This is a genomic window from Enterococcus sp. AAFC-DPL-5146 (assembly GCF_058216635.1).
The window spans coordinates 1,696,950-1,722,076 of sequence record NZ_CM177103.1 but is presented as its reverse complement, the minus strand read 5'-3'; the positions used below and the strand labels follow the sequence as shown (position 1 = coordinate 1,722,076).

The 25,127-nt window shown below is 34.6% G+C and carries 25 protein-coding genes and 1 other annotated feature; of the genes, 19 read left to right on the top strand and 6 right to left on the bottom strand.

Annotated elements, in window-relative coordinates; genetic code table 11:
- Window positions 1–27: 27 nt before the first annotated feature.
- The 10 genes from AC4BB2_RS07785 (at window position 28) to AC4BB2_RS07740 (ending at window position 9,868) form a co-directional block, all read left to right on the top strand.
- On the top strand, window positions 28–345 hold the full coding sequence (locus tag AC4BB2_RS07785) for a hypothetical protein (protein WP_490472396.1): 318 nt from the start codon (window positions 28–30) through the stop codon (window positions 343–345).
- Window positions 346–596: 251 nt separating this feature from the next.
- Window positions 597–644 (top strand) — a sequence feature (sodium ion sensor (DUF1646 type); this cis-regulatory element may regulate processes involved in with the transportation of sodium ions).
- Window positions 645–812: 168 nt separating this feature from the next.
- A complete protein-coding gene (locus tag AC4BB2_RS07780; protein ID WP_490472395.1) occupies window positions 813–1,139 on the top strand; it encodes a hypothetical protein in 327 nt (108 codons plus the stop codon).
- Window positions 1,126–3,129 carry a V-type ATP synthase subunit I gene (locus AC4BB2_RS07775; protein WP_490472394.1) on the top strand — a complete coding sequence of 668 codons (2,004 nt, stop codon included), beginning with the start codon at window positions 1,126–1,128 and terminating at the stop codon, window positions 3,127–3,129. Before AC4BB2_RS07780 ends, AC4BB2_RS07775 begins: the two co-directional genes overlap by 14 nt.
- A gap of 15 nt (window positions 3,130–3,144) precedes the next feature.
- On the top strand, window positions 3,145–3,618 hold the full coding sequence (locus AC4BB2_RS07770; RefSeq protein ID WP_490472393.1) for a V-type ATP synthase subunit K: 474 nt from the start codon (window positions 3,145–3,147) through the stop codon (window positions 3,616–3,618).
- Window positions 3,619–3,631: 13 nt separating this feature from the next.
- Window positions 3,632–4,213 carry a hypothetical protein gene (locus tag AC4BB2_RS07765; RefSeq protein ID WP_490472392.1) on the top strand — a complete coding sequence of 194 codons (582 nt, stop codon included), beginning with the start codon at window positions 3,632–3,634 and terminating at the stop codon, window positions 4,211–4,213.
- Between the two features lie 142 nt (window positions 4,214–4,355).
- Window positions 4,356–5,357 carry a V-type ATPase subunit gene (locus AC4BB2_RS07760; RefSeq protein ID WP_490472391.1) on the top strand — a complete coding sequence of 334 codons (1,002 nt, stop codon included), beginning with the start codon at window positions 4,356–4,358 and terminating at the stop codon, window positions 5,355–5,357.
- Window positions 5,347–5,658, top strand: a complete 312-nt coding sequence (locus AC4BB2_RS07755; RefSeq protein WP_490472390.1) for a V-type ATP synthase subunit F — start codon at window positions 5,347–5,349, stop codon at window positions 5,656–5,658. The genes AC4BB2_RS07760 and AC4BB2_RS07755 overlap by 11 nt, the downstream gene beginning before the upstream one ends.
- A gap of 417 nt (window positions 5,659–6,075) precedes the next feature.
- The gene (locus tag AC4BB2_RS07750) at window positions 6,076–7,857 is read left to right on the top strand and encodes a V-type ATP synthase subunit A (RefSeq protein ID WP_490472389.1); all 1,782 of its coding nucleotides are present in this window, start codon (window positions 6,076–6,078) and stop codon (window positions 7,855–7,857) included.
- Window positions 7,850–9,226: a V-type ATP synthase subunit B gene (locus AC4BB2_RS07745; protein ID WP_490472388.1), complete on the top strand. Its 1,377-nt coding sequence runs from the start codon at window positions 7,850–7,852 to the stop codon at window positions 9,224–9,226. Before AC4BB2_RS07750 ends, AC4BB2_RS07745 begins: the two co-directional genes overlap by 8 nt.
- A 6-nt stretch (window positions 9,227–9,232) precedes the next feature.
- Complete coding sequence (locus AC4BB2_RS07740; RefSeq protein WP_490472387.1) at window positions 9,233–9,868, top strand: V-type ATP synthase subunit D; 636 nt, start codon at window positions 9,233–9,235, stop codon at window positions 9,866–9,868.
- Window positions 9,869–9,913: 45 nt separating this feature from the next.
- Here the strand turns inward: AC4BB2_RS07740 and AC4BB2_RS07735 are convergent, their stop codons facing one another.
- The 4 genes from AC4BB2_RS07735 to ccpN all read right to left on the bottom strand — a co-directional run bounded on the left by AC4BB2_RS07735 (window position 9,914) and on the right by ccpN (window position 14,526).
- Window positions 9,914–10,870: a serine hydrolase gene (locus AC4BB2_RS07735; protein WP_490472386.1), complete on the bottom strand. Its 957-nt coding sequence runs from the start codon at window positions 10,868–10,870 to the stop codon at window positions 9,914–9,916.
- Window positions 10,871–11,124: 254 nt separating this feature from the next.
- Entirely contained in the window at window positions 11,125–13,020 is a 1,896-nt protein-coding gene (locus AC4BB2_RS07730; RefSeq protein WP_490472385.1) for a fructose-1,6-bisphosphatase, read from the bottom strand.
- A gap of 12 nt (window positions 13,021–13,032) precedes the next feature.
- On the bottom strand, window positions 13,033–13,848 hold the full coding sequence (locus AC4BB2_RS07725; RefSeq protein WP_490472384.1) for a pyruvate, water dikinase regulatory protein: 816 nt from the start codon (window positions 13,846–13,848) through the stop codon (window positions 13,033–13,035).
- A 42-nt stretch (window positions 13,849–13,890) separates the two neighbouring features.
- A complete protein-coding gene (gene ccpN / locus AC4BB2_RS07720; protein WP_490472383.1) occupies window positions 13,891–14,526 on the bottom strand; it encodes a transcriptional regulator CcpN in 636 nt (211 codons plus the stop codon).
- Between the two features lie 172 nt (window positions 14,527–14,698).
- Between ccpN and ppdK the strand changes: the two genes are divergently transcribed.
- The 9 genes from ppdK (at window position 14,699) to AC4BB2_RS07675 (ending at window position 23,667) form a co-directional block, all read left to right on the top strand.
- Window positions 14,699–17,308, top strand: a complete 2,610-nt coding sequence (gene ppdK / locus AC4BB2_RS07715) for a pyruvate, phosphate dikinase (protein WP_490472382.1) — start codon at window positions 14,699–14,701, stop codon at window positions 17,306–17,308.
- 135 nt (window positions 17,309–17,443) lie between these two features.
- Window positions 17,444–18,547, top strand: a complete 1,104-nt coding sequence (locus AC4BB2_RS07710) for a serine hydrolase domain-containing protein (protein ID WP_490472381.1) — start codon at window positions 17,444–17,446, stop codon at window positions 18,545–18,547.
- 91 nt (window positions 18,548–18,638) lie between these two features.
- Window positions 18,639–19,940, top strand: coding sequence for a diaminopimelate decarboxylase (lysA, locus tag AC4BB2_RS07705; RefSeq protein ID WP_490472380.1), 1,302 nt, complete (start codon window positions 18,639–18,641; stop codon window positions 19,938–19,940).
- A gap of 184 nt (window positions 19,941–20,124) precedes the next feature.
- Window positions 20,125–21,093 (top strand): alpha/beta hydrolase, encoded by a 969-nt coding sequence (locus AC4BB2_RS07700; protein WP_490472379.1) that lies wholly within the window; start codon window positions 20,125–20,127, stop codon window positions 21,091–21,093.
- Between the two features lie 15 nt (window positions 21,094–21,108).
- Window positions 21,109–21,477, top strand: a complete 369-nt coding sequence (locus AC4BB2_RS07695; protein ID WP_490472378.1) for an EamA family transporter — start codon at window positions 21,109–21,111, stop codon at window positions 21,475–21,477.
- Window positions 21,474–21,821, top strand: coding sequence for an EamA family transporter (locus tag AC4BB2_RS07690; protein WP_490472377.1), 348 nt, complete (start codon window positions 21,474–21,476; stop codon window positions 21,819–21,821). Before AC4BB2_RS07695 ends, AC4BB2_RS07690 begins: the two co-directional genes overlap by 4 nt.
- A gap of 377 nt (window positions 21,822–22,198) precedes the next feature.
- Entirely contained in the window at window positions 22,199–22,642 is a 444-nt protein-coding gene (locus AC4BB2_RS07685; protein WP_490472376.1) for a hypothetical protein, read from the top strand.
- Between the two features lie 421 nt (window positions 22,643–23,063).
- Window positions 23,064–23,342 carry a hypothetical protein gene (locus AC4BB2_RS07680; protein ID WP_490472375.1) on the top strand — a complete coding sequence of 93 codons (279 nt, stop codon included), beginning with the start codon at window positions 23,064–23,066 and terminating at the stop codon, window positions 23,340–23,342.
- A 4-nt stretch (window positions 23,343–23,346) separates the two neighbouring features.
- Complete coding sequence (locus AC4BB2_RS07675) at window positions 23,347–23,667, top strand: hypothetical protein (RefSeq protein ID WP_490472374.1); 321 nt, start codon at window positions 23,347–23,349, stop codon at window positions 23,665–23,667.
- A 191-nt stretch (window positions 23,668–23,858) separates the two neighbouring features.
- Here AC4BB2_RS07675 and AC4BB2_RS07670 read toward each other — a convergent pair whose 3' ends face one another.
- Window positions 23,859–24,200 carry a metal-sulfur cluster assembly factor gene (locus tag AC4BB2_RS07670; protein ID WP_069644547.1) on the bottom strand — a complete coding sequence of 114 codons (342 nt, stop codon included), beginning with the start codon at window positions 24,198–24,200 and terminating at the stop codon, window positions 23,859–23,861.
- Between the two features lie 176 nt (window positions 24,201–24,376).
- Window positions 24,377–24,943, bottom strand: coding sequence for a helix-turn-helix domain-containing protein (locus tag AC4BB2_RS07665; RefSeq protein WP_490472373.1), 567 nt, complete (start codon window positions 24,941–24,943; stop codon window positions 24,377–24,379).
- Window positions 24,944–25,127 lie beyond the last annotated feature (184 nt).

Here is a 25,127-nt window from a genome sequence, read left to right as displayed (position 1 = left end):
AAGTAACGTAGAAATGGAGTAACAAGGATGAAGAAAATCACACCTCAGATGTTTATCACATTATTAGAAAAAAAAGAAGAACAATTTGCGGTTATCATCAATCACTGGTTTTATTACATAGAAAAAGGGCGTATTTACAAATTTCAACAACATAGCAATACGAAAGTTTTAACAGTGATGGATTCATATTACGAAGGGCAAATTGATAGTGAAGCCATGAGTGATGAATTAAAAAAAAATATTATCAATCAAATTCAATATGATTGGTTTACAGATGTTTGGAAAGAAGCAATGATTGAACGTGTTAGCCGTTTATCATATGATTTGGAAGTATTCTTTTTTTAGTAGTATAAAATAAATATAATAATGATATTTTTTAAGGATTGTAATGCTTTTTATTTGTAAATTGAAAAATAAGATAGTAACATAATGATATCCTAACAACAAAACTTTTTTTCATTTACTCGCATGAGTAAGACTCCTTTTCCATCTTCAATTGAAGGTGGAATTTTTTTATTTAAGTCAGGTAAGTGTATTACTAAAGAAGTTGTAATTTAAGTATTTTTTTGCTAAGATAAATGCATATGAATAATAATGGTTGGGCGCAAGCTTCAAGGATCAGGTTCTTCAAGGGGTGAGAAGGACGAGTTTTTGAACTTAGGCCCTTTTTTATTTTCCAATCAATCTTTAAGGGAATAAGTTGTGTTTTTAGTAAATAAAAGCACAGTTTATTCTCTTTTTAATTGTAAAAAAAGGTCATACGTTCAATAATAGAGAGGAATACAGAGTACTAAAATGATAGGGGTGAAAAAATGGTTTTAGAAGCGTTAGATAAGATTCGTGAAGCAGAAGAAAACGTTGAAATAATGAGACAAATGGCTAAAGAAGAACTTGACAAGTATGAGCAAAAAAAAGCATCAGATTTTAAGGGGAAACAAGAAGTAAGTCAAAAAAAAATTGCGACTTTGCTACAAGAGTTAGAGACTCAAAAAAATGAACAACTTCAAAAAGAAAAAGACATTTTGCTAATTGAAGCAAAAGAACAAAATCAAAAATTCCAAGAAAAATATGAAAAAAATAAAGAATCTATCATTGATCACGTAATAGAAAGGGTGAAAACAATCTATGGCAGTCAATAAAATGGAAAAAATGACAATCATCGCTTCTGCCGAAAGTGAAGAAGTAATTCTTCAAACGATTCAAGGGTTGCAAGCGATTGAGATCAAAGATTTTTTTCATTCGAACGTAGATAGCTCTTATATAGAAAAACATTTTGCATCAACATTAATGGATGAAGATGAAAGTCAAAAGAAACATTTTCAATCAATGCTGACGGATATCCAGGAATCCCTGACGTTTATTGAACGATTCGGGGAGAGTTCTTCTAAAAAGAAACCATTAAAAAGACAAGTGCGTACATTAAGTTCTCTGGAGAAAAGTTTCGACGAGTTCAAAATTAGTGAATATTTAAAAGAAATTGCTTCACTTAAAAACGAACTGGCAACAATCGAAGCTAAGCGAAAAGACTTGTTATCAAAAGAAAAATGGTTGACTCGCTGGCAGTATTTAGATATTATTCCACAGAAAAATTCATTAACGAGTACTGATATTTTACTGGGAACAATCAATTCAGCGAATCAAACCGAATTTTTAGCTGATATAGAAAATAGTTCATCTGTGTACATCGAAGAAATTTATCACAGTCAAAATCATGTTTATTACAGTTTAATTTATCTAAAGAGTCAATCTGAGGATTTGGATGATATCACAGCTAAATATAGTTTCAATGAGTTCTATTATCCATATGATATCTTACCTAAAGAGGCTTATCAGAAAAATAAAGAAGAATTAGGTGCACTTGTTGAAGAAGAAAAGAGAGTGAAAATTAGTCTATCATCCTATCGAAATCATTTGGAAGAACTATATTTTGCTGAGGAGATGACCTATGCATATATTCACCGGGAGGATGCCAAGAAACATCTGTTAAATACTTCTTATTTCTTTGTTATGCAAGGATGGATTCCGATTGATGAAAAGCATGAGTTGACAGTTGCCCTACAAGAGGCATTAGCTATAGATGAGGTTTATATCACATTTGATCAACCAACCGAGGATGAAATACAAGCGGATATTCCCGTGAAACTGAAAAATAATTCCCTTGTGGCACCATTTGAAATGTTAACTGAAATGTATAGTTTGCCAAAATATAATGAAGTAGATCCAACACCAATTATGACGCCTTTTTACATGGTATTTTTTGGTATGATGGTGGCAGATATCGGGTACGGTTTGTTAATGTTGATAGGTGCATTGTTTGCACTTAAATTGATAATTTTACCTAGAGGGATGAAACGTTTTGCGGATTTCTTTCTGATACTATCATTTCCAACTATTATTTGGGGCTTTATCTATGGTTCATTCTTTGGAGCAGCTTTACCGAAAATGCTGTTTGGTGTTCGGTGGCCTTTCCCAATACTATCCACGACTGAAGACGTGAATACAATCTTGATTTTATCTGTTATTTTCGGGTTCATACAGCTGTTGACAGGATTGATGGTTAACGGAATTGAATTGACTAAGAGAAAACGATATTTAGACAGTATTAGTGATAGTTTTGCTTGGCAAGGTTTATTGGTGGGGATTTTGATTGCGGTTTTAGGTATGTTGATTTTTAGCAATGATGGCTTAGTTACAGCTGGAGTCGTTGTTGCAGTAATTTCTGCTGTATCAATTGTTGTAGTACCAATCATTCAATCGAAATCAAAAATTAAAGGATTAGCGAAAGGTCTATATGGATTATATGGTTTGACGGGTTACATTGGTGATTTAGTCAGTTATACACGTTTGATGGCCTTAGGAATTTCAGGTGGAAGTATTGCTGCAGCATTTAATATGTTAGTCGCATTTATGCCACCGGCAGCTCGATTCACTGTGGGAATCTTCTTGATTATCGCTTTACATGCTTTGAATCTCTTTTTAAGTTTGTTAAGCGCCTATGTCCATGGTGCACGTTTACAGTATGTAGAGTTTTTTGGAAAATTTTATACTGGCGGCGGTCGTGCATTTAAGCCGTTAAAAACAGAAGAGAAGTACATGAATATTGAAAAAAAATCAAAAGTAAATGAATAGTGGAGGAATATAAACATGATAGAATACTTAATTAATAACAATGGTGGAATTCTTTTTGCAGTTTTAGGAATGGCAATGGCAACAATTTTAGCTGGGATTGGTTCAGCTAAAGGTGTTGGATTTACTGGTGAAGCGGCTGCTGCATTAACAACAGAACAGCCTGAAAAATTTGGACAAGCATTAATCTTACAATTATTGCCAGGTACTCAAGGCTTGTACGGTTTCGTAATTGCCTTCTTGATTTTTATCAATTTAGATAACAGCATGTCAATGGTTCAAGGATTAGATTACTTTGTGGCATCATTACCAATTGCCTTTGCTGGTCTATTTTCTGGTATCGCTCAAGGACGCGTTGCAGCAGCAGGGATTCAAATTTTAGCGAAGAAACCTGAACATGCAACAAAAGGGATCATTTATGCTGCCATGGTTGAAACATACGCCATTCTTGGGTTTGTTATCTCATTCTTACTTGTACTAAATGTGAAGTAACAGGAGGAAAAAAATGGATGCAATCGAAAAAATTGTCGAACAAATTCTAGAAAAAGGTCAAGCAGAAGTTTCAGAACTGAAAAAACTAGAAATCAAGCGAATTGACCAAGAATATGAAGAGTTGGAAGAAGCCCTTTTTTTACAAGAAAGTAAGCTGATTGAAAAAAATGAAGAACAAACACATAAAGCATTTAAACAAAAGCAAAACCGACAACAGTTAGAGATCAAACAAGGAACATTGAATCAAAAACAAGGGTTTTTAGAACTGCTTTTCTCAGAGTCTGTTGAGCGAATGAATCAATGGACTAAGGTAGAGTTTCAAGCCTTTGCTAAACAAATTGTCAGTCAGTTACCTGTTGAAGGAGATGCCCAGTTAAAATTAGGAGAGTACTCAAAAGGGAATTTAGACAATCACTGGCTTACGGAACATACTTCTGACAAACTGAGATTGACGCTGGAAGAGGAGTATATACCAAATGTTGGCGGATTTATCATCGCTAAAGATGGTATTGAGTACAATTTCTTATTCCCAAGTCTTGTTCAGGAAATCAAAAAAATGGAAAGTTTTAAGATAGCTGAAATGTTGTTTCAATAAATTTAGTGTTTAATAAGTTAAACGACTCGCTTTTCAGAAAAAGATAAATTGTGAAGAAGAAAAAAGACGTCTCAGTCATAATTTCCTATTCTTCAATCGAAGCGAGGCGAGTCTTTTCAGATTTAAATTTAGGAGGATCATGATGAAAGAGACTGCATATAATCAAATTAATCCTTTAATTCGTCTTAAAGAAACAGAACTTTTAAGTACGGCACAATACGAACAATTATTAAATGCGAAAAATACAGAAGAATTAAAAGAGATTTTAAAAAATACTGTTTATGGAACCTATATGACGGATGATTTTGCTGATAGATTTGAATATATTTATTCAAAAGAAAAAGGGAAGTTGTATGAATGGTTGTATGAACTGGCTCCAGAACCTGAAATCATCGCTATTTACACTTCTCGGTCAACTTTTCATAATTTGAAAGTTCTAACGAAAGCTGAATTGACAGGGAAAAATTTGGATTACTTATTTATTGATGATGGACGTTACGCTTTAGAAACAATGAAAAGTGCGATCCATACAAGAGTTTCTACCGAGTTACCAGAAGTTTTGATGAATGCCATTCTTGAAGTATTAGATTATTTTCAGGAATCATCGATGCTTCAAGCCATTGATATTATTTATGATCGAAATTTTTTAACATTTCAGCGACAGTTAGCTGAATCATTAGGTTACCCAGATATCGTAGCAGAGGTTACAGCATTTATTGATTTGACGAATATTTCTACCATGGCTAGAGGAATCATTCAAGGACAGCATGAGAATTTCTTATCGACCGTTTTATCCAGCTCAGGCAATATTCCTAAAGAAAAATTTTTAGACTATGCCGAACAACCTTTAACCATTTTTACAGATTTTGTTCTTGGTACGACTTATGGTGGATTATTAGCACCAATTGTTTCCGCTGAAACAAAAAAATTAGACTTGGTTGCGTTTGAGAAGGTAAAAGATGATTATTTGACGGGATTATATGATAAAGCCAAAATCATGGCATTTGGTCCGTTGCCTCTGCTTGCTTTTTTAAATGCAAAAGAAGTTGAATGGAAGAATTTACGTTTGATCCTAGTGAGTAAGCGAGGTAAATTTTCAATTGATACGGTTAGAGAAAGGATGCGGGTGACAGATGGCGTATAAAATAGGTGTAATTGGTGACAAAGATTCTGTCATGCCTTTCAAGTTATTTGGTTTTGAAGTGGTTTATGCCACTTCTACAAAACAGGTTAGAGAAACAATCGAATCAATGGCAAAAAATAATTTTGGTGTGATTTTTATTACAGAAGATGCATCTGAACAAGCTGTCGAAACAATCGAACGCTATAAAAGTGAAGTTACTCCAGCGATTATATTAATTCCAAGTCATAATGGGACAAAAGGAATTGGATTGAAAGAAATTCAGGATAATGTGGAAAGAGCGATTGGACAGAATATATTGTAGGATGTTGAAAAGCTAAACTGCTTGTTCAGCTTTACGTTTGATCTAGCTTCTCAGGCTAGTACTTCGGAAAAAAGATAAAATATGAATGAGTCAAAAAGCGCCTCAGTCATATTTTCCTATTTTTCAGTCAGTACTAAATGAGCCTGTTCAGCTTTACGTTTGATCTAGCTTCTCAGGCTAGTACTTCGGAAAAAAGATAAAATATGAATGAGCCAAAAAGCGCCTCAGTCATATTTTCCTATTTTTCAGTCAGTACTAAATGAGCCTGTTCAGCTTTATGTTTGATCTAGCTTCACGAGCTAGCGTTTTCGGCAAATAGATAAAATTATTCAATGATAAAAAGCATCATTAAATAATTTTCCTAATTTGCTTAAAGCTAAACTGCTCGTTCAGCTTTACGGAATAGGAGGAATGATTTTGCAAACTGGTAGAATTATTAAAGTTTCCGGACCTTTGGTTATGGCTGAGAATATGTCTGATGCAAGTATTCAGGATATTTGTCATGTTGGAGAACTGGGTGTTATCGGAGAGATTATTGAGATGCGGGGAGATGTTGCATCAATTCAAGTATATGAAGAAACAACTGGAATTGGACCAGGAGAACCAGTAGTGACGACTGGAGAAGCTTTATCAGTTGAACTAGCGCCTGGATTAATTGCAGAGATGTTTGATGGGATTCAGCGTCCGTTAGAAACTTTTGCAGAAGTAACAAAAAGTGACTTTTTAAGTAGGGGTGTTCAGATTCCTGCATTAGATAGAACGAAAAAATGGTTCTTTGAACCTAGTGTTTCTGTTGGCGAAGAAGTTTCAGCAGGTGATATTATTGGTCTTGTTCAAGAAACAAAAGTAATCCCTCATAAAATCATGGTGCCATTTGGAATCAGCGGAACAGTTAAAGAAGTGAAGCAAGGTGAGTTCACAATTGAAGAGACTGTTTATGTTATTGAAACAGTAACTGGCGAAAAAGAATTCACAATGATGCAAAAATGGCCGGTCCGCCGTAGCCGTCCGATTTTAGAGAAATTAAATCCTGATGTACCTTTGCTTACTGGGCAACGAGTGATTGATACTTTTTTTCCTGTAACTAAAGGGGGAGCTGCTGCAGTTCCAGGACCTTTCGGCGCGGGGAAAACTGTAGTGCAGCATCAAATTGCTAAATGGGCTGATGTCGATTTAGTGGTTTATGTAGGTTGTGGTGAACGTGGTAATGAAATGACTGATGTACTGAACGAATTTCCCGAATTGATTGATCCAAATACAGGAGAGTCTGTCATGGAGCGTACGGTATTGATTGCTAATACATCTAATATGCCTGTAGCAGCTCGTGAAGCATCAATATATACAGGAATCACCATTGCTGAGTACTTCCGTGATATGGGCTATTCTGTGGCGATTATGGCAGATTCAACATCTCGTTGGGCTGAAGCATTACGTGAAATGAGTGGACGTCTAGAAGAAATGCCTGGAGATGAAGGCTATCCTGCATATTTAGGCAGCCGTTTAGCAGAATATTATGAACGTGCTGGACAAGTTGTGGCTTTAGGAAAAGACCATCGTGAAGGTAGTATTACGGCAATCAGTGCGGTTTCTCCATCTGGTGGGGATATTTCTGAACCTGTTACGCAAAACACGTTACGTGTTGTAAAAGTTTTTTGGGGATTAGATGCAACACTGGCTCAAAAACGTCATTTTCCATCAATCAATTGGCTGCAAAGTTATTCTTTATATGACTCAGAAGTTGGGAAGTATCTGGATCAACAATTACAAGTTGATTGGTCTGAAATGGTCATAGAAGGCATGAGGATTTTACAAGAAGAGTCACAATTGGACGAAATTGTTCGTTTAGTGGGAATAGATTCATTGTCTGATAAAGATCGTCTGACGTTAGAAGTTGCTAAATCAATTCGTGAGGATTACTTGCAGCAAAATGCATTTGACGATGTTGATACATTTACTTCAAGAGAAAAACAATACAAAATGCTTCGCTTGATCTTAACATTTTATAAAGAAGGTCAAACAGCTTTAGGCTTAGGAGCTTATTTATCTGAAATCATGGCTGGAACAGTTGGATTAAGAGATCAAATTGCTAGAAGTAAGTATTTACCAGAAGATCAAATCGATCGTTTAGACGGATTGGTGGATGAAATCAAACAGGTCTTAAAACAAATCGTTGTAGATGGAGGGATGACGAATGATTAAAGAGTATCGTACGATTAATGAAGTTGTTGGTCCCTTGATGATCGTTGAAAAGGTTGAAGGGGTCAAATATGAAGAATTAATCGAAGTCCGTATGCAAAATGGTGAGATTCGTCGTGGACAAGTTCTAGAAATCAACGGAGATAAAGCAATGGTTCAGATATTTGAAGGAACTAGCGGAATTAATCTTCGAGATTCAAAGGTTCGTTTTTTAGGTCATCCTTTAGAGTTAGGTGTATCAGAAGACATGGTGGGACGGATTTTTGATGGTTTAGGTCGTCCTAAAGACAATGGGCCTGAAATTTTGCCAGAAAAAATGGTAGATATCAATGGTGAAGTGATTAATCCTGTTGCCAGAGATTATCCAGATGAATTTATTCAAACAGGGATTTCAGCCATAGATCACTTGAACACCTTAGTTCGCGGACAAAAATTGCCCGTATTTTCTGGATCAGGTTTACCTCATAAAGAACTAGCGGCGCAAATTGCTCGTCAAGCCAATGTTTTGAATAGCGATGAAGATTTTGCAGTTGTCTTTGCAGCGATTGGAATCACATTTGAAGAAGCGGAGTTTTTCATGGAAGATTTCCGTCAAACAGGAGCAATTGACCGTTCGGTGATGTTTATGAATTTAGCTAATGATCCAGCAATTGAGCGAATTGCTACACCAAGAATGGCATTGACAGCAGCTGAATACTTAGCTTATGAAAAAGGCATGCATGTGTTAGTAATCATGACGGATATGACCAATTATTGTGAGGCTTTACGAGAAATTTCAGCGGCGCGCCGTGAAGTGCCAGGACGACGTGGTTATCCAGGATATCTTTATACGAATTTGGCAACACTTTATGAGCGTGCTGGACGTATTCGCGGGTTAAAAGGTTCTGTAACTCAGATTCCGATTTTGACAATGCCAGAAGATGACAAAACTCATCCGATTCCTGATTTAACGGGCTATATTACTGAAGGACAAATTATTTTATCTAGGGAATTGTATAAGAGCGGTATTCAACCACCTATCGATGTACTGCCGTCATTGTCTCGATTGAAAGATAAAGGAACTGGCGAAGGAAAAACTCGGATTGATCATGCACCAACGATGAATCAATTATTTGCAGCTTATGCGCAAGGGAAACAGGCGAAAGAGTTGGCTGTTGTACTTGGGGAATCAGCGTTGTCCGATGTTGATAAAATCTATGCAAAATTTGCCGACCGTTTTGAAAAAGAGTACGTGAATCAAGGTTTTTATACAAATCGTTCAATAAATGAAACGTTAGATTTAGGTTGGGAATTATTATCAATGTTGCCAAGAACAGAATTAAAACGAATCAAAGATGACATGCTGGATGAATATTTAACCAAAGGAGAGTGATCGAAAGTGGTGCGATTAAATGTGAATCCCACGCGAATGGAACTCTCTCGGCTAAAGAAACAACTTGGAACTGCAACTCGAGGACATAAGTTATTAAAGGATAAGCAAGATGAACTAATGCGTCGATTTATTTTACTAGTTAAAAAAAATAATCTGCTGCGGATTGATGTCGAAAAAGAATTAACGACAGCCTTATCTAATTTTGTCTTAGCTAATGCGACCTTAAATGAAGCTTTTATTGAAGAATTAGTTGCAGTTCCTGCTAATGAGGTAACACTTGATGTTATTGAAAAAAATATTATGAGCGTGACCGTTCCAATCATGAATTTTCACTATGACGAAACAGTTGTTGAAGCGCCATTGAATTATGGTTATTTAAACTCCAATGCTGAATTGGATCGTTCGTTTGACAAAATTTCGACTATTTTACCGAAATTATTGGAATTATCAGAAGTTGAAAAGACGTGTCAGTTGATGTCAGAAGAGATTGAGAAGACTCGTCGTCGAGTAAACGCATTAGAATATATGACGATCCCTCAATTAGAGGAAACAATTTATTATATTCAAATGAAACTGGAAGAAAATGAGCGGAGTGAGATTACTCGTTTGATTAAAATCAAGAACATGGGAAGTAATGCGTGACCATTAAAAATAGAGAGAAGATAACGTTTTTACGAAATCTTCTCTCTATTTTTTTGGATAGTCATTACTTTGTACACTCCATAACTGATCGGTTATCGTTGAAATAAATGGAATTCCAGCATCTGTTTGTCCATTAGTAAAAACCGTTAAAATAAAAGGATGCTCCGTTTCTAAGATACCGATATCGTGAAGATATCCTTCATAAGAACCAATCTTATGAGCCACTTTCCCTGATGTAGTTGCTGTGTCCAGTCGCTCATGGAAAACTGTATTTTTCATATAATTATAAATTGTTTGATACTCTTGGTTGGATGCTTTTTCTTTGTATAAAATTTTGAGGATTTTAGCTGCATCCTCCGAAGTGAACTTTGCATCGTCCCAGTCTGTTTCTTTTTGTAAGAAGTGAGCATAAAGGGTTTGTTTAGCTTTAATACCGCCACCAAAGGTATCGTACAACATATTTTTGGCAATATTATCTGAATAGGTAATGTTATATTCCTGTAATGTTCTTAGTGAATAGGTTGGCTGAATATCATTTATGATGATACCTGTACCGTCCTCATAATCTTCTTTTTCCTTATAGGTAAGTTGATCATCCCATTTTAAATTTCCCGCTTGAACCTTATCTGCGATCATCATTGCTAAAGGTACTTTGATTGTACTAGCGCTGTAGAATTCTTTCGTTCCATTAATAGAAATTTGTTTCCCAGTTGCTAGATCCACATAAGTCATCCCTACATCGCCTTTGAAAGAGTTTGCTGCATCCGTCATCGTTTGATTGATTTTATGATAAAAAGCCGTAAGTTCCGGATTTTCTTGCTCTTTTAGTTCTGGATTTTTAATTATGGAAGAAGACGTAGTCTTAGTTGGTTCACTGATTTTTTCAATTGTTTCTGTTTCGTTTGCATAATCTACTGTATGAGTAGAAAAAAAGAATGAAACAATCAAGAAGAAACAAATAGAGAAAATCATCCCGTATAGAGTCATTTTCTTTTTTTCCAAATACCATTCGTTCCTTTCAAAATATTTAGATTGTAAACGGATCATACCAAAGAATGATTAAAGAAAGCTTAGAACCTCTGAAATCTTTCAATAAAAAATACAACCACAACCATTTAATCATTTTTCACTTTCTTTTGCAAGATTTGTTGAGACAATAATCAAAAGGGAAGACCATATGATTATTGTCTCAACCGTTTTAATAAAAAAGAAAGAACTAAGACAGAAAATTTTCGTCTTAGTTCTTTCTTTGAATCTTATAAGAAAGAAGAGTAATCATGACTTTCTAAATGTTGTTTTAACCGTTCTGTCTCTTTAATTAAAGAGAGTCCGATGGTTGTATCTCTTACTTTTAAGCGTTTCAATTGTCGATCAACTATTTGTCTTGTGGAAATAATATCATCATTTTTTTCAATTGCCGTTTCTTTATCAGAAAAAGGTTTATGAGCTGCCAACTGCATACCGAAAGAATTATAAAGTAGCGTATAACCGCCAATTCCCGTTACCTTTTGATAGGCTCGTGAAAATCCACCGTCAATCACAATCATTTTTCCATCTGCTTTAATTGGAGATTCTCCTTTAAGCAGTTTGACAGGTGTATGTCCGTTAATAATGTGGGCGTCTGCTTCTTTAAGGTCGAATGCATTTAAAATTCGTTGACAGATTTCAGCGCTGTTTCTCAATTCATAGTAAGGATTCTTTTCTTCTACATGGGTTTCATTTTCTTTGATAAAATAACGTTCAAAGGTTTTCATTGCTTTCTTTCCAAAGAGAGAAGAACGTTCACCACACCAAAGATACCAGATAATGTCTGTTGAGAAATCTTCTGTTTGCCAAGGTTTAGCAAAGGCTTGTTTAATTGTTATTTCAAAAAAATCAAGTAAGCTTTTGCCAGCAAATGTTTTTCCATCGAAAATCACAGATTGAAAAGTTCCATCTTCATTAAGAGGAATACAGCCATGGATTAACAAGTTATGGTTATATGGAAGGTATAGGGAGCCTTTTTCGATAAGAAAGGCCATGTGCTGATTTAATTTTTGAGCGTGTTGAAATTGGCGCAATAAATCAGTGATGATTAGTTCTTCCTCCAGAGTCAACTTATAAGGATCATCCCAATCGATGGTTTGAAAACAAGTATTTAGCAGGTTATAAGACTTGTTATTAATTGTAAGTTTATTGTCAACAATGTTATTCAATAATAACCGATGATCCATTTGAAATTCTGGGCGACGTTTGATAAGCTGACCTTCTAATTTTTCTTGAATGATTGCCATCGCTTGTTGAATCTTCATGGCATCTGTTATTTCTACGACAGAAAGGTTTCTATAAGGATTTTTTTTAGGTTTAAAATGGATATTTTCTTGATAGGTTTTGCGGCTAAATGATTTTAATAAATGTAAATCAATGCCATAAGCATCTTCCAAAAGATCAAGATTTCCGTAACGGGCGCAAATCCGTAACACATTAGCTAAACACGCTTTTGATCCACTCACAGCACCTAACCAGATAATATCATGGTTGCCCCATTGAATATCAAGAGAGTGATAGTCAATCAAAGAATCCATTATTTTGTCAGGATGGGGTCCCCGATCATAAATATCGCCAATTACATGTAAGTGATCAATAACAAATCGCTGAGTTAAATAGGCTAAATCGGTGATGAAACGTTCCGCTTCCCCAAGTTCGATGATTTTTTGGATGATCTGACGATAGTAGGCTCTTTTGTCTGTGTCTTCATCGTATTGATAAATCAATTCCTCTAAAATATAAGCATATGTTTCTGGTAAAGCCTTACGAACTTTAGAGCGGGTATATTTACTTGATGAAAATCGAACAATAATCAATAGATGTTCAATAGTTTCAAACCACCAAGTATTAGATAGCACTTGCTGTTTTTTTAAGGATTGTAGCTTTTCTTCAGGATAATAAATCAAAAAACACAACTCATCCATTTGCTTCGTAGAAAGGTTTTGATTAAAAAGGGTGTGAACCTTATTGCGAATACTTCCAGAGCCGTTTCTTAAAATATGGTTGAATGCATCAAATTCTCCATGAAGATCACTAATAAAATGTTCAGTTCCTTTAGGTAGATTCAAAATGGCTTCTAGATTAATAAGCTCCGCAATCATTTCATTAGGTTGAGATTCATTCATCAGAAACACTCCTTAGTGTTCGTTTTTGGTCAAATTTTCAATGATTGTAGTTGTTTCTTCAATAGACTTTTTGTCAACATTGATGACTAAAGCATTGTATTTTTCAAAAACACTAGACGCATAATCTAGTTCTTCTTGAATACGATCAGCGTTTGTGTAGGCAGAATCTTCTTTTAGTCCTAATGAGTGTAAACGAGATTTGCGAATGTCCATCAAACTATCAATGCTTGTTGTTAGACCAATGATTTTTTTAGGATCAATTTGATCCAATTCAGCTGGCAAAGCAACTTCTGGAATCAAAGGTAGATTAGCTACTTTATGGTTTCTATTAGCCATATACATACTTAAAGGTGTTTTTGATGTGCGTGAAACGCCTAGCAATACGTAATCCGCTTCTAAGAAGCCTTTTGAATCTTTACCATCATCATATCGTACCGCAAATTCAATTGCCGAAACACGACTAAAATATTGTTCGTTCAATTTGTGAATGGCCCCTGGCTCTTGTAAAGGCTGAATACCAAAGGTTCCTTCAACAATTTCACTTAATGGGCTCATGTAGTCAACAAATTGCAACCCAGTTCTTTTGGCAAAATCTTTGACTAAATTGACCAATTTTTTATCTACCAATGTTGTAACAACAACAGCTTTATCATGTAAAGCATCTTTTAAGATAGGTTGTAATAGTTCTTCATCTGTAATGAAGGGGAAACGTTGAATGTCACTCATATCAATACTTGGGTATTGAGCTGATACAGCTGAAATAATTTTTTGTGCCGTTTCTCCAACTGAATCTGATACTAAATAAATTTTGATTTTGTCATTTTTCATTAAAATGTACGCTCCTCTTTTTTTCACTATTTCTATATTTTTTTAATAGTTTTCTTTCTCGATATCATTGCCAGCATTGATAAAATAAGCCATCATTTTAGTTTTTGTTACTTTACCAATAACTTTTTTAGGCTGATCAATTTCTACAACGGGTAAAGTGTCAATATTATGTTGAATTAATAGTGCTCCTGCCTCTAAAATAGTTCGCTCGCTAGTGATTGTGACAATATTTGGCATGCGAGTCATGATCATAGCAACAGGCGTTTTTTCGGTATTGGGATTACTAATTGCAGCCCGTAGCAAGTCTTTCCGAGATAAAATACCTAGTAGCTCATCGTTATCATCTTTGACATATAACGAACCAACATCGTAAATAAATAAATTAGTTACAGCATCATAAACGGTGGTACTTTGATGGATCAAAATCGGCGGTAACATGATATCTTTGACTTTCTTTTTATATAATTTTTCATAAAGCAGTGGTTCAACAGTTTGTCCCGTATAAAAATAACCAACTTTTGGTCTAGCATCAAGCAAACCGGTCATCGTCAAAATAGCTAAATCACTTCTCAATGTAGCTCGGCTTAAACCAAGTGTCTTAGCAATACTATCACCACTGATAGGTTCATTTTCCTTAACGATTTTAATGATCTCCAATTGTCTTGAGGTAAGTTTCATTCTATCGACCTACTTTCTTAATGTGACACACTAATGATTATATATTTCTTCTAAAAATAAATCAACAGTAAATAAAAGATGTATTTTTGATTATTGACTTCTAATGTGATACACAATATAATCGTTTTAAAGTTAATGTGATACACTAATTAAAGAAAAGGAGAATTTAGCCATGAAATATGTGATTGATTTTTCACAAGGAAGCAAAGAGCAAACTGATTTATTAGGTGGAAAAGGGGCTAATCTAGCTGAGATGACGAGATTAAAGTTACCCGTACCAACAGGATTTACCATTACAACAGAGGCGTGTTTGGATTATCTACAAAAAAAGGAACATGTCTCAAACGAACTTTACAAAGAAATCAAGCAACATATCAATAGCATGGAAGGAAAAACAAAAAAGAAATTTGGCGATATCACAGACCCTCTTTTAGTTTCAGTGAGAAGTGGTTCAAAATTTTCTATGCCAGGAATGATGGATACGATTTTAAATTTAGGACTGAATGACGAAACTGTTGCGGGGTTAATTAAAAAGACAGGCGATGGTCGCTTTGCATATGACTGTTATAGAAGGCTACTGCAAATGTTTGGTGATGTTGTTTTTGGTATTGATAAGAATCGCTTTGAAGAGCAATTGGATTTTTACAAATCAAAAAAAAATTATCTTGTAGACACAGAAATGCAGGAAGAAGATTGGCAAGAATTGGTAGCGGTTTATAAAAATATTTTTCTAGAAATGACTCATCAACCATTTCCACAAGACCCTTTTGAACAATTAACTTTGGCAGTTGAAGCTGTTTTTCGTTCATGGAATAATTCTAGAGCAATCACTTATCGTCGCTTACACGATATTTCAGATTCATTAGGTACTGCAGTCAATATTCAGGCGATGGTTTTTGGAAACTTTGGCTCCGATAGTGGTACTGGAGTTGCATTTACTAGAAATCCTGCAACTGGAGAGAAAGGGATTTTCGGTGAGTTTTTAATAAACGCTCAAGGGGAAGATGTTGTTGCAGGAATCAGAACGCCTCAACCAATCAGTGAACTTAAAGCATTGATGCCGGATGTTTATCAAGAGTTTTTAAATGTAAGTCATCTGCTAGAAAATCATTATAAAGATATGCAAGATATTGAATTTACCATTGAAAACCGTAAACTTTATATTTTACAAACAAGAAATGGTAAAAGAACAGCTAAATCAGCATTTAAAATATGTGTTCAGTTGGTTGAAGAAGGAATTGTTTCAAAAAAAGAAGCCATTCAGCGAATCAATCCAACAATGGTAACTCAATTACTTCATCCAGTTTTTGAACCGGATCAATTGAAACATGCTGAAATTTTTGCTAAAGGATTACCTGCTAGTCCAGGTGCTGCAAGCGGCAAACTCTATTTTACAGCGGAACAGGCAAAAGTCGCCAGCGAACGAGGAGAAAAAGTCATATTGATTCGCCAAGAAACTTCTCCTGAGGATATTGAAGGTATGGTTGTTAGTGAAGCAATCGTGACTTCTAGAGGTGGGATGACTTCCCATGCAGCTGTTGTGGCTAGAGGAATGGGCGTTTGTTGTGTTGCTGGATGTGAAGAAATCTATGTTGATGAATTCTTAGAGCAGGCAACCTCTGGTAATGTTACCTTACACCAAGGGGATACAATTTCTGTAGATGGAACAACAGGAACCATCTACAGAGGAAGTATTGCTTATATTGAAGGCGATGAATGGCAATTACTGGAAACAGTCATAGAATGGGCCAAAGAAGATGTAAGTATTTCTGTTAAAGCAAATGCTGAAACACCGGCAGATATCAAGACTGCACTGAAATTAGGTGCAGATGGCATTGGTTTAGCAAGAACGGAGCATATGTTTTTCGGTGAGGAACGGCTTTTTGAAATGCGCAAAATGATTCTCTCCGAAAATACAGAATCATTGTTGGTACCGTTAAATCGACTTAAAGAATTTCAAAAAGAAGATTTTAAAACAATGTTTACTTTATTAAAAAATAAATCCTGCACTATTCGTTTATTGGATCCGCCACTTCACGAATTCTTACCTAAAACGGAAGAAGAGATTATACATTTAGCAAATGCAACAAAACGGACAGCTGCTGATATCCATCATCGAATTGAAGAATTGCACGAGCAAAACCCAATGCTAGGTCATCGTGGCTGTCGTTTAGCTGTTACCACTCCACAAATTTATGAGATGCAAGTTGCGGCTATTATTGAAAGTGCGATAGAAGTTTCTCAAAAAGAAACCCAAGGAACAATTGTACCCGAAATCATGATTCCTTTGATTGGAAGTCAAGAGGAAATGAGCTGGTTGAAAGAGCGTTTAGTCCAAACAATCCAGTCTATTTTTGATATGACAGGACAAACTGTGCCATACAAAATAGGGACAATGCTAGAAATACCTAGAGCATGTTTAACAGCAGAAAAAATAGCAGAAGTTGCTGACTTCTTCAGCTTTGGTACGAATGACTTAACTCAGTTGACTTATGGTTTTTCACGAGATGACTCAGGAAAATTTATAGGTGCATATCAAGAGAAACATCTGCTGAAAGAAGATCCATTCCAACATATCGATGAAGAGGGTGTGGGAATGTTGATGAAAATTGCTGTTGATAAAATAAGAGCTTTTGACTCAACAATTAAAATTGGTGTTTGTGGTGAAGTGGGAGGAGACCCTCAATCAATTCGGTTCTTGAAAAGAATCGGTGTAGATTATATTTCATGTTCTCCCTATCGGATTCCGGCTGCCATTTTAACAATCGCCCAAGATAATTAACAAGTCCATGATCTAAAATAATGCTTTTATAGCGCTATTTTAGATCATTTTTATTTTCTTGATTCATGATGTGCTGCTTTTTTTTAAGTAGATGGTATAATTTATTAGAAATATTTTGAGAAAGAAGTGACTTGGATGAATAAACGAATAAAGGGCTACATTTTAATAGGGATACTATGTTTATTTTTTATCCTATTCATTGGGTGGCTCTTAAGTAGTGATATGAGATTTTTTGCCAAATATTCATCTGAAAAAAAGCAAGTTAGTGATAGCCTAGTCGAAAAATCCGATATAGAAAAGAACCTTGATCAAGAAATTAAAGCGAGTCATTTTAAAGGGACCGCTTTACTAGTCAGTCAAGGAAACATTGTTTTTCAACAAAGTTATGGCTATGCAGATGCAGAAAAAAAGATTTCGAATAAAATAGACAGTGTTTATCCAATTGCTTCTTTGCAAAAAATAATTACGGGATCAATTATTTTAGGGTTAGTTCAGAATGCAAAACTCAAAATGGATACGACTTTAGCAACCTTTTATCCGGAGATAAAGCATAGTGAGACGATTACAATCAGAGATTTGCTTAACCATACTTCTGGTATTATGATGGAAGAAGAAGAACCAGAAACACTTTTAAAGACGCAAAAAAATCAAATTGATAATGCCTTAAAAACATTAGAGGTATCGCAAGATAAAGAGTATCTGTATACAAATGGAAACTACACATTATTGGCCGGAATCATTTCCAAAATTACTGGACAATCATATGAAGAGGTTGTACAAAAAAGAATCATTGATAAATTATCATTAACACATACTTATTTTTGGAATAACTTGCCAAAAAATGAAACGAAAGCACAGCCTTATTATTATATGGAGCAAGACTACCAAGCCGATCCGTTTCCGGCTAGTGAAAAGTTGTTTTCCAGTTTATTAGGTGCAGGGAACATGTATATGTCAACGAAGGATTTCCTTGTTTTTATTCAAAGTTTAGCTAATGGTAAGCTTTTTAAGCAAAAGGATTATGAAGGCCTTGCTAATGCAGACAAAGAGGGATATCAATCAGGGATAAACTATTTTGATGGGTTGAAGTATTCAGAAGGTAATTTAAGTGGTTATGATACAGTTCTTTTGGGTGATCAAAGTAATCAAAACCTAGTGATTCTGTTTGCTAATCAGCAAGCCAGCGAAGGTATGAGAGCTTTAAGCGAAAATTTATACGATCAAATACTAAATATGTAAGCTTTTCTTTGTGTGTAAGATGAAAAATAGATAGGAAGTTTTTCATTTTTATGCTATCATTTTTAATAAATCTATTAAAGAAGGTGTAGAGATGCCACTATTATTTGGAACAGCAGAATTTAATGAAAAAGAACATTTAACCATTGGCGGTTGTGATACTGTTGATTTGGCAGAGAAATATGGAACACCATTATTTGTTTATGATGTTGCTCATATTCGTCAACGTGCTAGAGGGTTCAAACAGACTTTTAACTCTTTAGGAGTAGAAAATAAGGTTATTTATGCGAGTAAAGCATTTTGTTGTTTAGCAATGTATAAGCTCTTAGAAGAAGAAGGATTAGGTTGCGATGTCGTTTCTGCAGGAGAAATTTATACGGCAATTAAAGGCGGTATGGCACCTGAAAACATCGAATTTCATGGAAACAATAAAACCAAAGAAGAGCTTATTTATGCTGTGGATCAAGGAGTAGGTACAATCATTATTGATAATTTTCATGAGATTGATTTATTAAGTGAGATTTTAAAAGAAAGAGATAAAAAGCAAAAGGTCATGTTTCGTATCACACCGGGAGTAGATGCCCAAACGCATGATTATATTTTAACTGGGCAAGTGGATTCTAAATTTGGTTTTGATGTAAATAGCGGCCAAGCAACAGAAGCTTTAGAAAAAATCTTAGCAGATGAATATTTAGTTTTACAAGGGGCTCATTGTCATATTGGATCACAAATTTTTTCTGCCGAAGGATTTTTAGCGGCTGTTGAGAAAATGATGTTGATTCTTAATGAATGGAAAAAAACATTTGGCTATACTGTACGTATTTTAAATATGGGTGGTGGTTTCGGTGTGAAATATACGGAATCTGATGATCCACTTGAACCAGAATATTTTGTAAAAGCTATTGTAAATGCAGTAAAAGGTCAATGTGAATTATTGGATTACTCGTTTCCAGAAATTTGGATCGAACCAGGCCGTAGTATTATCGCTGAAGCTGGAACAACGATTTATACTATCGGATCACAAAAAGTGATTCCAAATGTTCGTCATTATGTTTCTGTAGATGGTGGAATGGGTGATAATATCCGTCCTGCGCTATACGACGCAAAATATGATGGTTTTTTGGCCAATAGAATTAGTTTAGCAAAGCCAGAAGAAGTTAGAATTGTCGGGAAATATTGTGAGTCCGGTGATGTCTTAATCAAAGGGATTGATTTGCCTCAAGTAGAGCCGGGGGATTTATTTGCTATCACAAGTACAGGTGCGTATGGATATTCAATGGCAAATAATTATAACCGTAATTTGAAACCTGCTGTTGTTTTTGTTGAAAATGGTCAAGATAAATTAGCTATTCGTCGTGAAACGTATGAAGATTTGATTGCGTTGGATTGTGAATAGTTACAAGGGCTAGTGATAAAGCATCGTATTAACATATTAAAGTATGAGGAAAATGTAATTTTTTACTTTTTCTCATACTCTTTTTTTGCTTTAAAAAATCTTTGCTGAGTACATCCGTACTTTTTTTCTAAAATAAGAGTATAATTATCTTAAGAACTAAATCTTAGATGTTGAGGTGATAGGGTTGAAGTGGATTGTACTAATACTTATTATTGTATTGATTATGATTGTTGTAGCTTCGGTTTATGCGGCAAATTTTTTCTTGAATGTTGCACTTTTTAGAGATAATAAATGGTATGACAAATCAGGACATGAAATGATGAATCCAGATAATTTTAATAAAGGAAAATCTCAATATGATCTTATTGAAGAAGAACAAAATCAATTGGGTGATGTATTTTGGCATCAGGATTTTGCTCAAGATCATTGGCTAGAGGCGGATGGAGAGAGACTATATAGTCGTTTAATTGTTCCTCACCCTGAAAGCAAAAAATGGGTAATTTGTGTCCATGGTTATCGATCATTTGGTCAACGTGACATGGCATTTGTGGCATCAAAATTTTCTGATCAGGAGTATAACATTTTAATTCCTGATTTAAAAGCACATGGGAAAAGTACTGGAAATGTGATAGGGATGGGATGGTTGGATCGTTTAGATTTATTAAAATGGATTCAAGAAGTAATTACCATTGAACCAATGGCTGAAATTGTTTTATTTGGCGGATCAATGGGGGCAGCAACTGTAATGATGACAAGTGGTGAAACCTTGTCCGCAAATGTAAAAGGTTTGGTCGTTGATTGCGGTTACTCATCTGTTTATTCGGAGTTTGGGGCTATGTTGCGTTCTGCATTCAAGTTACCGGCGTTTCCGATATTGACTATCGCCAATGAACTTGCAAAGAAAAAAGCTGGTTATTCACTTAAAGAAGCCTCTTCTGTCAATCAGTTAGCCAAAAATGAGTTACCAACATTGTTTATTCATGGTACAGGAGATAAATTTGTACCTCATCAAATGCTCTATGAAAACATGGAAGCAACAACTGGTGTAAAAGAAAGCTTGATTATCGAAAAGGCTCCTCACCTATCTTCGTTTATTTATGAACCAGATCACTATTTTGATACGGTTTTTGAATTTATTCATCGCTATTGCTAAGAAAGGGGAAATCATATGGATGCAAAAAACAAGCAACAAAAGTTAAGTTTGGGGATTGTATTGATTCTCATTGCTGCAGCTTTAAGTAGTTTAGGGCAATTGGCATGGAAATTTGGTGCAGATGGAACGGGAAATTATGCAATCATTCTTTACATTATCGGGTTTATAGCAGCAGGTGCAGGAATGTTTTTTATGATGGCGGCCTTTCGTTACGGTGAAGTGTCGATCTTACAACCAATGATGAGTTTGGGATTTGCCTTGTCAATTGTATTAGGTGCATTATTTTTAAATGAAAGCATCACTTGGTATAAATTAATAGGAACGGGATTTATAATTGCCGGCTCAATTCTTTTAGGTATTGAAGGAAATGAGGAGACCCTATGATTGACTACGCAGCGATTTTGATGGTTCTAGTTATTACGACATTTTCAGGAAGTGCTGGGGCACTGGCGTTGAAAAAAGGGATGAATGATTTACCGCAATTAACTCTTTCCCTTGTACTAAAGAATGGTTGGATTTATTTAGGGTCTTTCTTATATATTTTAAGTGCAGGAACAAATATTGTATTGTTAAAATTTTTAGATTATTCTATCGCTTTTCCCATGACATCGTTGACCTATGTGTGGACAGTTATTATTTCTTATTTTATTTTTAAAGAGAAGCTGAGTTTTCGAAAAATATTGGCAGTCGTTTTGATTATTGTTGGTGTGTTTATCATAAGCCGATGATTATGAACAGGAGGGATTAATATGGCGGTTAAAACAAAAGGAATCGATAAAATAAAATTATTACAAGCGGTAACAACGATTGTTACTGGAATTATCATGCTAAATGCGGTATTGAAAAATAAAAAATAAGAGTGTATTCATTACAGAACTTACTGGAATTGTTCATTTAACGAACAATTCCAGTAAGTTTTTTTGTTATAAATAGGGAGACTTCTAAGAGGTTGAGCTATGTTTGATCTTATATACTTGAATAAAGAAAATAAATGACTAATGAGGAGGGATTAAATGAATAGAAACCTAAAAATAGTGTTGATTTTTGTAGTTATGTTAGTTGTTTTGTCAGGTTGTGTTATCGTACGAATGTAAGGAGGGAAAATATGAAAAAAACAGTAGTTTTGTTATTTTTTTGTTTAATTGTGTTAGCCGGATGTAAATTTGAATGCAATAGTCCGCAAAGTGCTAGAGATGATAATTATGGAGTAAATCCGCAAAGTAGTTATAGTAATGAGGGGAGTGATGATGATAAAACCAGTGGTACACTTGTAACAAAAACTGGAACAGGTGATGAGGTCATCACTAACTTGGCTTTTAAAAAAGGACCTGTCGTTATCTCACTTACACATGAGGGAAAATCAACATTCACTGTTAAAATGATAGACAGTAATGGTCATATAATAGCAACTTTAGTTGATAAAAAAGGGAAATATTCAGGAAAAGTTGTTGTACAAATCCCTAAAGATGCAGATAATTATATTCTAGAAATAACTGCAGATGGAACTTGGCAGATAGCAACATCAAAAGCGGATGAAAAGAGCGATTAAATGATGTAAAACTCTACAATGATGAAGATAACCTGCAGATTATTAATGACTATGATTTAAAGATATACTTAAGAAGAAAATGGTTGTGGAAAATTAGTAGAGCCAAAATATTATGGAAGTGTTCAGTTATATAGAACACTTTTTTTGTATGAACAAGAAACGGATGTTATTTTAATTTATAAATATGACATTTACTTATGTTTTATTGTTCTGTATAATTAACATTTGGATAGGCGGGGGTATAATTTGGAAAAAGGAAAAAAATTGTTATTTCTTTAGTAACGATATTTATTTTCGGGGTTGGAGTAAAAATGTATACGAATAAACAAGACAAGATTAGAAAAGAAAGAAATATGCAATAAAAAATGTACAAGAAGTGCGTCAAAATATATTATAGAAAACTATACTGGGATAAAGAAAATTGAGTGGAGTGGTTGGTCTATATCTAAACCATTTTCAGTTATCTTGGTACTCGCAATCAGCCTATATGCTAAAAGTTGGGGTAAATTTAGGGATTCCTACAACTATTTTTAATGGCTGGTTTCACTATGACTCACTAACGCAAGATGAAAAGAAATTTATTTTAGATGATAACCCATATTTATTCATTAACTACAGAAAGAGAAATGATGATGTTACTGTTTATCATGATTTTAATAATCCACTTTTTAACGGTAATGATTTAGGCACAATTCTCTAGGGTGATGGGAAATCTCATATACATTTGTAAATGGGAATTTAAAGATGGAAAACTAGTTATTTCTGGCAGTGCATCAGATGAAAGCGCTGTAAAAGAAGCGCAATTTCAAAATAAGATTGCATTTTCACTATGGATGATTGACAGTTTAAGAAAACGTCTAAAGGCTAGTGGCAGCGGTTTGTCTGCTAATGAAGAAATTTATTTAGATAATAGTCAAGCACTACTTGCTGTCAGTGCTACTATTGGAAGTTCTGTAAAAGGACAATTTGGTAAGGAGATAAAAGAAACATTTAAGGAGCAAAATAAAAAATTAGATAAATTTTAAATGGTTTTTTGGGGTTTAAGAACAGGATGAAGAACTGATAGAACAAAAAAGCCTCTTAATCACTATTATTGAAATAGCAGTTAAAAGGCTGTAAATTTAATCTATAGTCCAATGTAAAATTAAGCAAGCTTTTGGCTACTGACAGGTTGCACATTTTTAGTTTTTTTCGAAAAAATGCTGTTATATCGGGGTTAACGAATTCCCAAAGCGATCCGAGCGTAACGTGACATTTTATCTGTTGTCCAAGCTGGGTACCAAACTAATTTTACTTCTGGGTTTTTCACTTCTGGGATTTCTTTTAAAGCTTCATGAATTTGCTCTGTTAAGACATCTGCTAATGGACAACCCATTGTTGTTAGTGTCATTTTGATGACAGTATCACCATTTTGCGCAAATTCAACTTCATAAATCAAACCTAGGTTAACAATATCAATCCCAAGTTCAGGATCAATAACTGTTTCTAAGGCAGTTAAAATTTGTTCTTTAATATCTTCTATTTCTTCAGCAGACCATTCTTGATTTGTTTCAGTCATTGTATCTACTCCTTTTTAGTGATAGTCCGTCAATCCTTATTTATTAGCAAGAGTAACGGCGCGCATATACAGGTTGTTCTTCAATATAATACCTTTTTTTAAATACTTTGTAAATGAGAATCTTTTTCAATAAAGCCATATTGAAGTAAATGACAGTCAAAAAAGAAGTGTTTCAACTAAAATTGTAAAGTAAAAAGCATGAGCTCATTTTTGGTTGCATTTATAATATTATGTTGCGTAAAAGCTTCTAAAAAAATCGCATCTCCCTCATTCAAAATAAGTACTTCATTTTTGAGTTCGATAGTTGCTTCGCCTTTTAATACATAATTTATTTCACAAAGATTATGTGCAATTTTTTTACCGCTAGATGACGATTGAGCGTCGATGTAAATTTTTGAAATAACCATGTTACTCGTATGTACAGGTAAATTGAACAAAGTATCATAATAAGTAGAATTTGTTTGCCACGGATTATAAATTGTACCAGAAGAGTTTCGAATGACTTTATAACCATGTTCTGAAGTTTCATCGTCTTGGATGACCTGAGGTGCTTCGTTTGCTAATAGGGAGGCGACAGTTACATCTAATGCATCAGCAATTTTTCTTAAAGCTTCAAGAGAAGGGCGATTAGTACCGCGTTCGATTTGTGACAAAAAGCTAGCAGAGTAGCCTGTTTTTTCTCCCAACTCAGTTAACGTTATCTTTTTTTCTTTTCGTAAACTTTTGATTTTTCTAAATTCCATATACAGCCGTCCTTTATTTAGAGTCCTTTTTTCATTCATATTATCTCGGATTCGTTACAAAATTACAAGCACTTGAGTTTATCTTAAGAAAAGCACATCTTATTCTCATTAATATATTGACATTTTCATATGGAAAACTTAAAATTGTAACAACTAATTCAAAACATGTGTTAGAATTTAATTC